The organism is Syntrophorhabdaceae bacterium (assembly GCA_028713955.1).
In the GTDB taxonomy this organism is placed as follows: Bacteria; Desulfobacterota; Syntrophorhabdia; order Syntrophorhabdales; family Syntrophorhabdaceae; genus UBA5609.
In genome coordinates this window covers 1-10,089 of record JAQTNJ010000111.1, presented here as the reverse complement: position 1 = coordinate 10,089, position 10,089 = coordinate 1, and the positions used below count along the sequence as shown (strand labels likewise).

The 10,089-nt window shown below is 43.8% G+C and carries 8 protein-coding genes and 1 pseudogene; 7 read left to right on the top strand and 2 right to left on the bottom strand.

The annotated features are described in order from the left end of the window. Positions 1 to 86: 86 nt before the first annotated feature. The 6 genes from PHU49_10215 (at position 87) to PHU49_10190 (ending at position 5,929) form a co-directional block, all read left to right on the top strand. Positions 87 to 980, top strand: a complete 894-nt coding sequence (locus PHU49_10215) for a hypothetical protein (GenBank protein ID MDD5244380.1) — start codon at positions 87 to 89, stop codon at positions 978 to 980. A gap of 151 nt (positions 981 to 1,131) precedes the next feature. Further along, the gene (locus tag PHU49_10210; GenBank protein MDD5244379.1) at positions 1,132 to 2,256 is read left to right on the top strand and encodes a CAP domain-containing protein; all 1,125 of its coding nucleotides are present in this window, start codon (positions 1,132 to 1,134) and stop codon (positions 2,254 to 2,256) included. 465 nt (positions 2,257 to 2,721) lie between these two features. Further along, a complete protein-coding gene (locus PHU49_10205; protein ID MDD5244378.1) occupies positions 2,722 to 2,895 on the top strand; it encodes a hypothetical protein in 174 nt (57 codons plus the stop codon). 79 nt (positions 2,896 to 2,974) lie between these two features. Continuing rightward, the gene (locus tag PHU49_10200; protein MDD5244377.1) at positions 2,975 to 3,904 is read left to right on the top strand and encodes a CBASS cGAMP-activated phospholipase; all 930 of its coding nucleotides are present in this window, start codon (positions 2,975 to 2,977) and stop codon (positions 3,902 to 3,904) included. A gap of 14 nt (positions 3,905 to 3,918) precedes the next feature. Then, a complete protein-coding gene (locus PHU49_10195) occupies positions 3,919 to 5,190 on the top strand; it encodes a nucleotidyltransferase (GenBank protein ID MDD5244376.1) in 1,272 nt (423 codons plus the stop codon). Then, complete coding sequence (locus PHU49_10190) at positions 5,180 to 5,929, top strand: SEC-C domain-containing protein (protein ID MDD5244375.1); 750 nt, start codon at positions 5,180 to 5,182, stop codon at positions 5,927 to 5,929. The genes PHU49_10195 and PHU49_10190 overlap by 11 nt, the downstream gene beginning before the upstream one ends. Before the next feature lie 250 nt (positions 5,930 to 6,179). On the opposite strand, the pseudogene PHU49_10185 reads toward PHU49_10190, so the two are convergent. Then, positions 6,180 to 6,590: pseudogene (locus PHU49_10185) on the bottom strand (ATP-binding protein). 221 nt (positions 6,591 to 6,811) lie between these two features. Continuing rightward, on the bottom strand, positions 6,812 to 9,241 hold the full coding sequence (locus tag PHU49_10180; protein ID MDD5244374.1) for a DEAD/DEAH box helicase family protein: 2,430 nt from the start codon (positions 9,239 to 9,241) through the stop codon (positions 6,812 to 6,814). Positions 9,242 to 9,437: 196 nt separating this feature from the next. Here PHU49_10180 and PHU49_10175 point away from each other — a divergent pair, with 196 nt between their 5' ends. Then, the gene (locus PHU49_10175; protein MDD5244373.1) at positions 9,438 to 9,701 is read left to right on the top strand and encodes a hypothetical protein; all 264 of its coding nucleotides are present in this window, start codon (positions 9,438 to 9,440) and stop codon (positions 9,699 to 9,701) included. Positions 9,702 to 10,089: the final 388 nt, after the last annotated feature.

The window sequence follows — 10,089 nt, the reverse complement described above, 5'->3', positions numbered from 1 at the left end:
TCTGATATCTGATTTCCTGAGTTCTGCTGTCATTGAATCTTTATCTTTCATTTGCTTTCTCCTTCCCGCCCTTAGAGTCTAAACTATTGGGTAGAAAGTGTCTCACTTATATTGGCACAGAGGGAGAAGCTGAGCCAAATTTACCGAAGAATGTTACTAATTTTCCCACTGTGACAATCCAAGAAATTAAAAAGATTGTTACAGAACAGAGCCTCAATCAAACCATTGTAGCCTTGGAAAAAAATCCTCCCGTTGACCCTGCTAAACTGAGAAAGGTCAATTTCTATCGCAATCTATACAAGCTATTGAAATATCAAATACGAGGTGTTCAGGTCAAGAATAAGACCTTGGACCTGAGGCCTTTCAATAAGCTGTTCCCTGAATCCAACAAGCACCTTAAGCGCAGCTGGCAGGTCTTTTCATCCGAAGATATTAAGAAGATACCTGAATTTACCGGATTCGAAAAGGCGATACTTAAGCTGATAGCGGAAAGGACTATTGATACGGGCCGTCATGGGTATTTAATATCAATTGAGAACAAGAAAATATTGGCGGAACTGATCAACAAGAAAAAAGAGGATTTCATGGAGTCCTTGAAAAAGAAAGATGGCCCTAATGGAGCTTTGATGAAAGTTTTAAGTCAAAGTAAGGAAGGATTAGCAAGTTACCTTAACAAAGAAATTCAAACTACTCGCCAGTTACCTGAAGCGCTATTTGCACGCAATCGTATATTGTTTAAAAGCTTCAATGACAGAGAATGCTCCGAAAAGGAAAAATCTAAAATAGTTTGTAAAATCATAGAAGACTTTTTGGAAAATGACCTAAAATTCCCAGAAATTGACACAATCGTTAATGCAATTGATATAAAGCTGGATTACTATGATGTTTCTGACGAGATTTTGAATGATGATGAATTTAAAAAATGTCTTGATGAAGCAAGAATTAGTCCGAGAGAATATGATCAAGGCTATAAACCATGAGAAGAGAGTAGTCGGGGCCAGCCCTTGACAGCCGGTTGGAAAACCCACTATCAGTGCAGAGGTTCTACGCTACACCATCATACATGATGGCCCTCTTCTCACTATAGATCCAACTGAATAACATAAGGTAACAATATTCCAAGGGGGACCATTGGAAAAGAATACTGCGAACGATAGGCAATGGTATTATAAAAAACAGAGTGGCCGGCAAGAATTCATGCGTGGTCCGTTTACAAGACAGGAGATACTTAAAAAACATGAAGATGGCGTTATCGACAGGGATACGTTTATTCGATACGGTAATGGCTATTGGTATCCCTTATCACATTATTTGTCAGACGTACCTGTATACAAAAAACCTTTTGTAAAATTTATTGTCCTTTTCCTGATTGCAGCATCAACCCTCTTGCTGGTCAGTAGATTGTATCGTGCACGTGCACCTTACAAAATCCCTGTAACAGCAGGCAGCGTGCCAAGTGTTCAAGGGAAGGGACCATTAACAGAACCTAAACATCCGCTGCAGGAAGCCCTCACAAAGGAAGATATCATTCGATTAACAAACAGTACGCGCGTACAAAACGGTTTGCAGCAACTGGCCGAGAACCAGCTGCTTAACGACATTGCTGAAGAAAGGGTCAGGGACATGTTTGAAAAACAATATTTCGGACATGTATCCACAACCGGTGAAGGGGCTTCCGATGTTGCACAAAGAGCTGGATACCGCTACAAAGTTATTGCAGAAAACATAGCAAGCGGAAGGTTCCTGAATAACCAGAAAATTATAGATGGTTGGCTGCAAAGCCCCGGACACAGGAAAAACATGCTTTCCCGGGATATTCAAGAAATAGGCGTTGCCGTTGCAGAAGGTACAATGCAGGGCCAAAATACATTTATAGCGGTGCAGGTCTTCGGGCTTCAATCACCTCCGGTAACAACTCAACTCCAGCCCAGGGTATGTAACCCCCCATCAAAAGAATTAAGGAATGAAATAGAAGTTAAAAAAGCCGAGATAAGCAATCTTAATAGCGTCCTTGCTGATATGAAACAACAGCTTGATATTGAAAAAGAAAGCATAGAAGCGGATAAAAGGACGGCAAGCAATGACAAGCAGGCCATGCAAGACAGGCGCATAAAGATTGCAGTTTATAACGAAAAGGCAAACGTGCACAACAACCTTTTGGCTGAAGTGAAGGCAAAGAGAATGGTCCTGGAGGATATGATAAAAAAGTATAATGAAATGGTACAGAATTACCACGAATGTCAAAGTTCAAAGTAAATACAGCGGTCTTACAGTAGCTGACGAAAAGAATGTATTGGATGGTTGGATAGAAGCAAGTAATTGATAATTTTATATATTTATTTAAAAAATCCTTGACAATATCTGATTTTACTATTAAAATTATACTAGATGTAGTGTGGATATTTAGGAAGTATACTATATCTAGGGAGGGTTTATGAGTTAGCGTATGGAGGCCATACTGAGCAGATATCGCCCAAGGGCCTCTATAGACCTTTGGGTTTTTTATTGTAGTGTAGGACGAATGAATGCTCAAAACGAGGTGATTATGCGAAAGCAATAACAAAAATTAAAACCCCCAATAATGTCCGCGAAACATATTGGGGGTTCCCATCATGGAAAGGATGGGGATCTTGATAATTAAGATTCTAAGTGCCTGCATGATATAAAACCTCATCTTTTTTGTCAAGATAAAAACAGCTTCCTAAAAGGCGGTGGATATTAATGGCCAAGAACAGACCTTACGATGATGGTCATAGGCATGGTCAGGTAAAGGACAGAAGCCAGACCTTCAACGACAAAAATGATCGATGGGTCAAAAGGGATTCGGACACCGGAAGATTCATGGATCAGAAACAAGACGGGAAACCGTTTAAAGGGGTTAGGAAAGAAAAATAGTACTTATGGAGAGGGGTAACCCTCTCCTGATAAATCTGAGCGGGGAATGAGAGGCTTAAACTTCAAGAAGAGGTGATTGATGAGATTCCAAATTTTATCTCTTGACGGTGGAGGAATTAAAGGACTTTTTTCTGCTGCTGTTCTTGCACACTTGGAAGAAGATTTTGACGTAAAAATTTCGGATCACTTTGACCTTATTGTCGGCACGTCTACGGGGGGAATTATTGCATTAGGTCTGGGGATAGGAATGACACCCCGGGAGATCATGCAATTTTATATCAGCAAGGGCCCAAAGATTTTCCCCAACAAACGAATGTATGGAATCAGACAACTATATCGAAATAAGTACAATCCGTTTGAACTAGAACATGCCCTGAAGGAATGTTTTGGCAAAAAAAGGCTAGCAGAAAGCAGGAAGCGTCTTGTTATTCCCTCGTATAACATCGGCGAAGACAATGTTTATTTATTTAAAACACCCCATCATGAGGATCTTAAACGCGATTACAAAGTGCCTATATGGAAAGTGGCTATGGCTACAAGCGCTGCACCCACATATTTACCAGTTTTCAGCGGGGTTGATAATATCCGTTTGATAGACGGTGGGGTGTGGGCCAACAATCCAACAATGGTTGGTATAGTTGAGGCTGTTAGTAAATTAAATATGTCTCTCGATAACATACGCATTCTAAGTTTAGGAACAACAAGTGAGATCAAAAATCGGCGCAAGAAACTTGACCATGGCGGAATATGGCAGTGGAAAAATGATGGAATCGACGTCGTCCTGCGTGGTCAAAGTATTGGAGCGTACACACAAGCACAGCATCTTTTGGGAAAGGAACAGATTATACGCATAGATCCAGTTGTACCTGACGGACTTTTTAAGCTAGATAAGCTGTCTGAAGAAGATCTCCTTGCGAAGGCTGCTCACGAAAGCAGGATATCTACGCCAAAGATTCGCGAGTTATTCATAGATCACAAAGCACCAGATTTTACACCAAAATATGTTTAAAGGAGGTAACAGTAATGGCAAACATCATCGAACAATATAATGAGTTTCTCGGCAACCTTGCTGAGGAACTGGATATTCCGCCGAGTAAATATCAGCAAGCAGTAGATCGGTATGCCGCTGTGGGTAAATGGCTGGAAGAAGGCAATTACGAAGGCAGCAGCGGAAAGCCTTTGATTTACCCCCAAGGCTCGTTTCGGTTGGGAACAGTGGTAAGACCGCTGAAGAATGGGGAAGAATCTGATTATGATATTGATCTGGTGTGCGAGTTGCAAATTCGAAAAGATCAGACAAATCCTCAAAAAATTAAATCGCTTGTCGGCAATAGGTTGATGGCAAATATTACTTATAAGAAGATGATGGACTCAGAAGGTCGGAGATGCTGGACTTTACAATATGCTGAAGAAGACGGTATAGGTTTTCATATAGATATACTTCCATCAATCCCCGAAGACCTCAATATAACAGACGCACTTATAAGAGCGAGTGTTTTAAGAGACACTGCAAAACTTGCGATTGCTATAACACATAAAGATAGGTATAAAGGAACATATTCTTGGCGATCGAGCAATCCGAGGGGTTTCGCAGAATGGTTTGATGCTATAAAAAAACCAATGTTCACAAGAATTGCCGAAGCGGTAAGGCAGAAAGTTTTTGAGAGCAACCGCAAAATATTTGCCAGCGTTGAAGATGTTCCTGATCAATTAGTAAAGACTCCGCTGCAAAGCGCAATTCAGATCCTCAAACGGCATAGGGACACAAGATTTTTAGGGCATGCATTGGAAGATGCCAAACCTGTTTCGATAATTATCACGACCTTGTCTGCAAGGCTTTATAGAAATGAGGCCGATGTTTACTCGACTTTGAAAAATATAATCGAAAAATTGGATGCACATTCTAAGTTGCTTGTGCCTAATCAAACTTTGCATGAAAGCATACTGGAATTGCGTCTTATAGAAAAAAAGACAGATGGAAGGTGGTATATTCCCAATCCAGTTAATCCCGCAGAAAACTTCGCAGATCGTTGGCATGAGAATGACCATAAAATGGCTCGTGCATTCTTTCAATGGGTGTCCTGGGTAAAACATGACCTTCTAGAGGTTATAAACCAAGTAAGCCTGAAGGATATCGGCAACTCATTGAAGTTTTTAGGAGCGCATTATGTTGAAAGTGCAGCCTCTAAAATTGCACAGGCTTCATCACCCAAAATATTAATTTTGAGTGATGACAAGGATTCTCATTACCAGATAAAAAATCCAAACCGTCCATGGGGAATGTGTGGAAAATAGATTATCAACAATCCTTCAGGAGCATTATAATGAGTTGGTTCAAGCCTATGAAGGTTTAAATCTATATATTAACAAAGACGGCCCGTCATATGTGCGGGGAAAATTGAAATTTAGTGTTCAAGATGGGCAGATTACAATCGATGACGCCTTCGAAATGGAGCTTCTGATTCCAGAGAATTATCCATCAGACCCTCCGGTTGTTTTTGAAACTGGGGGGCGTATTCCCGAAGGTTTCCATAAATATTCAGATAAATCTCTATGCTTGGGTACGCCTTTGGAAATTCGAATGAAGTTTAAAAAGAATCCAACATTACTTGCATTTACCAGAGAGCAGATTATCCCGTTTCTATATTCATTTTGTTATTATGAAAAGTACGGAAGAATGCCATATGGTGAACATGCGCACGGTGGCCAAGGTATTCTCGAATCCTATAAGCACATTTTTCACACTAACTCTGATATCTCTACGCTTGGGTTGCTGAAAATATTGGCTGAAAATAATTATAGGGGTCACCACGATTGCCCTTGTGGAAGCGGAAAAAAATTGCGTAATTGCCATGGAGATCAAATTCTTGAAATAATCAAATATCAAAATCAAGTACAATTTATTGAGGACTACATCCGTTCTGTAGTTTTTTTCAAAGAGTCAGGGTACGATTTGCCAGAAGCACTCTATAGCGAAAAAATAATGAAACATTTTTCTAAAAAAGTAATGCCGAAAATAGAAAAGAAGACATAGTATCACCATCGCAAAAACTAAAAGGAGGTTCAATATAGTTTAGAAACAGCATGTCCTCACCTTGCGTATTCCGATGAAGTCGGCCACGTATTATGATTCAACCCGGCCACCCTGATCGGAGCCGTCTTTGTTTTGTCCACTTTTCGCCGGAATAAAATGTCCACTTTTCAGCGGTTTTATAATACATCGTCTTTGGTCTCATCGTCCTCGTTTTTTCCTTCCGTCTTCTTCGGGGGAGGACCGACACGAAGAGTCCCGCCCTCCTCTTCTCCTTCAGCCGGTAGCTCTCCCCCTTGATGTTGAGGGTAGTGCAGTGGTGGAGGAGCCGGTCAAGGATCGCCGTCGCCAGCACCTGGTCGTTGAAGATCTCCCCCCAGTCCACGAAGCTCTTGTTGGAGGTGATGATCGTCGACGCCTTCTCGTACCTGCGGGTCAAAAGCCTGAAGAAGAGCCCCGCCTCCTCCCGGTTCATGGGGAGATACCCCATCTCGTCGATGATGAGGACCTTCGGGGAGACGAACTGGATGAGCTGCCTCTCCACCCGGTTCCCCATCCTCGCCCTCGTTAAGCGGGTGATCATCGACTCAAGGGTAAGAAAGAGCACCGTGTGGCCCGCCTCCAGTGCCTTCACCCCCAAGGCAACGGAGAGGTGGGTTTTTCCCCTTATGTGAAGCTTCACATAAGGGGAAGTCTCATCTGGCAATGGCCTTAGGGCTCGAGGCCTGCCATCAGAGATCCGCACCCGGTTCACCACCGGGGCGGGGCTTACCGGCAGATCAAACGGCAATTCCAGTAAAACAAGGATTGATTGAAACCTTTTGTGGAGAATTTGTTTACCTCCAGAGACGGTTCTTAAAATCGTTATGGTGAGTCAGGCTTTGCTCACTTTTTCCGGCTCAACAAATCTTTTAGGCGAGACTCGAGTGGGATGTCTATGTTGTAACCCATCTTCCGATAAGTGACCATCCTTTTCCTGAACATGGTGATGCAGAGATTGATGTGGACATCTGCATAATCGTAGATCACCACATCCTTTTTTCCGCTGCTTTCACGATGGAGCCTTCCGGCGTACTGTACAAGGCGGCCTTTAAAGGAAAGGGGCATGGCAAGGACCAAAGCGGAGAGCTCTGGCAAGTCGAATCCCTCGCCGATAAGGGAACCGGTTGAGAGAAGGAAAGGATATTTTCCCCGCTGGTGTGCTGTCCTGATATCTTCCATGATCCGGATTCTTATACGCTTGCCTGTTTCACTGGTTATAAGGTATCCAGCAGTTTGACTTTTGCCCAACATGGAAATAATTTCCGTAAGCAGAGATTCGAGATGGTCCTTCCGATCGGAAAGAACGAGTGGAAATCTTCCTTCATTGAGCGCGGAAACAACATCCGATGCGACCAGCTTGAGACGTTCTTTATCGGACACCAGGGCCTGCCATATTTCATGGAGAGCAGGTTGAGGATTCTCGTTGCTTTCCACCCTGAACTTCGTCTCCCGCACGATTACCCGCCTTTCGATAAGTGATTGTGCTTTTGTCTCATTCATAACATGAAGAATGGGGCCACACTGCATAGTGATGATCCTTTCCAGTCCATCCTTACGGTACGGGGTCGCCGTGAGCCCGAGGAAATGATGCGCCTCGATCCTTTTCAGTACGGACTCGAAGGATATAGCTGGCACATGGTGGCACTCGTCAACGATTATATGACCATAACCGATTATCGGACTCTCTGAGTTATGGTCACGGGCAAGGGTCTGGATCATGGCGATATCGACAAGGCCTTTTCGCTTCTGCTTGTCAGGGCTAAAAACCCCGATTTGATCCTTCGTGAGATCGGTAAATTCGTGAAGCCGCTTCTTCCACTGATCGGCAAGCTGTTTGCGATGGACAAGGATAAGGGTCGGAAGTTTTCGTTTTCCAATGGCCGCACATGCAATTACAGTCTTTCCCGCCCCCGGCGGGGCAACAAGGACACCGGAATCCTGGAACATGAGGTCTCTGAGGGCGGTTTTTTGAGAAGGCATGAGTGTGCCCGTGAACGTGACTAGGATCCGTTTCGTGGAAGAGCGAAGATCGATCATTTGTACTTCCGCTCCGGCCAGTTCGCTGATTTCCATACATCGTGCGAGTAGGCCGCGGGGGAGTATCATCTTGTTCCCGTCATTAGACAACCCCGCCGAACAGATGTAACGAGGAGTATTCCAAGTCGAGAAACGCATACGCTGGAGCTCAAAAAATTTTGGGTTTGCAAAAGTCGCAGTACGTTTGAAGGCAACGATCAGACTTGACGGCAACCCTTGGATGTCTATTTCAAGATGACGCGAGTAGTAGAAACGGGCAATCCCTTGATAAGAACCTTTTATTTCCTTATCTTTCCCAAGGATCGATGCTTCCGCGTCAATAATGTCCGGGCTGGTCGGTTCTGTAGTTTCCTTTAACTTCGGGGAGCTGAAGTGCGTTTGCAGAACGGTTGTGATGTCCGCTCCGGACAATAGTCTGACGCCACTCAGATAACGCCATTGGTCGGCGTATGGTGTTAGATTATCGTCAATAAAAAGGCTGTTACCGTCTTCTGAGGGAGTTTTCTGCAGAGGCAGGGCGATGAGATTCCCGAAACCCCCCTTAGGCATTGTGTCTTGACTGGGAAAGAACCTGTCATAACTCTCAAACCCGATGTGGTGCCGTCGCGTCATCGCACGGGTAAGGATGAGCGTTCCCAACTGCCGGGCAATGCGGGCAGCTATGGGTTCAGAAAAGAATATCCAGGCATGGCTACCTTTCCCTGATCGGGATCGCTCAATACACACTTCAATACCCATGTCCCGTGCTGCGGTTTTATAAGCGATCGCATCAGCATCCCAGCGTTCTTTATCAAAATCAGCGGCTATAAATATGCATGTGTCGTCTTCTCGGATGGTGTAGGTTCCGATAGTAATTATGCCACGAAGGTGGTTGAGGACTACAGATTCATCGAAAGGCACGTACGCACGGTTCGGGCACTCCCTGCACTTGACGCTGGGTTTGCCGCAAATACCCCGTAGCCATTCGGCATTGCAGGCCGGGGAGTAGCCCGCTATCCCTTTTTTCTTGTTTTCCCACAGCTTGGGAAAGATATCGTCACGACAGCGAAAAAGTCTCAGAAAAAGAGCAATACGCTCTCCAATAGTGATCGGCGGTTTTTGGCATGAAGGAACACCGAGGAGGACGGCCGGTGATGAATCAGCTGCCGATATGTAATCCAACTCTTTAAGGAGAAGGCCCCTCTCTTTCTCAATTTCTACAAGGCGCGCTTTGATTTCCTCAATATGGGAGTCCATGGAGTAGGCCTATCCGGCTTCTAATGTGCTATTTTTCAAGATAATTCACTCGGGAGCGGTGCAATATCCTCAGTCTTCTACCATGACCACTTCCTCATATTCAACTCTTTTGTGTTGCCGGTGGAATGTAGCGCTTGCAAAATCAAATTGCTTGCATTAAAATCTTACCAGTAAGAACATGTTTAGGAGGGTTAATATGGCAAATCTAGCAACCACAAAAATGTCCTCTAAGGGACAAGTTGTTATCCCTGAGGATATACGCAAACGACTCGACTTGAAGGCCGGATCGCAATTTATAGTCGTAGGAGAGAAAGATGTAGTAATATTCAAAGCCATATCCCAACCGTCTATTAAGGAATTTGACAAATTGATTTCGCGGGCCCGTAAGCAGGCGAAGGAAGCTGGCTTGAAACGATCTGATGTCTATAAAGCAATTGCTCAGTCGCGAGGCCGTAAGTGAAAGTAATCCTCGATACGAACGTCTTTATTTCCGGCGTATTTTTCAGCGGACCGCCATATCAAATTCTAGGTGCATGGCGGGACGGAAAAATAAAATTGGTTCCTTCAGTAATCTTTGGTCTCAATAATGACAAGTTCGCGAAGACTTGTAGGTGCAAGAAATAGCCGTGAGCTTCTTCCTGAAAGCGATCATATGTCGATTTTGACATACATAAGCCCTTTTAATCGGAAATGGATAACAACAATTTCTAATGAGATCCTGCGGAACATGTCAATGAAAATGAGACACTTTTGCAAAACATTTAGTGTATCTTCCCATCACTCTTTAATACCGGCCTATTGATCCATACCGTATCGGGGAGTAACATCGGTTTCGGTATCTTCCCCTT

Excerpts from the sequence above, each read along its gene's own strand:
- PHU49_10205 (MDD5244378.1), top strand. The coding sequence starts at position 2,722 with ATGGCCAAGAACAGACCTTACGATGATGGTCATAGGCATGGTCAGGTA.
- PHU49_10200 (MDD5244377.1), top strand. The coding sequence starts at position 2,975 with ATGAGATTCCAAATTTTATCTCTTGACGGTGGAGGAATTAAAGGACTT.
- PHU49_10195 (MDD5244376.1), top strand. The coding sequence starts at position 3,919 with ATGGCAAACATCATCGAACAATATAATGAGTTTCTCGGCAACCTTGCT.
- PHU49_10180 (MDD5244374.1), bottom strand. The coding sequence starts at position 9,241 with ATGGACTCCCATATTGAGGAAATCAAAGCGCGCCTTGTAGAAATTGAG.
- PHU49_10175 (MDD5244373.1), top strand. The coding sequence starts at position 9,438 with ATGGCAAATCTAGCAACCACAAAAATGTCCTCTAAGGGACAAGTTGTT.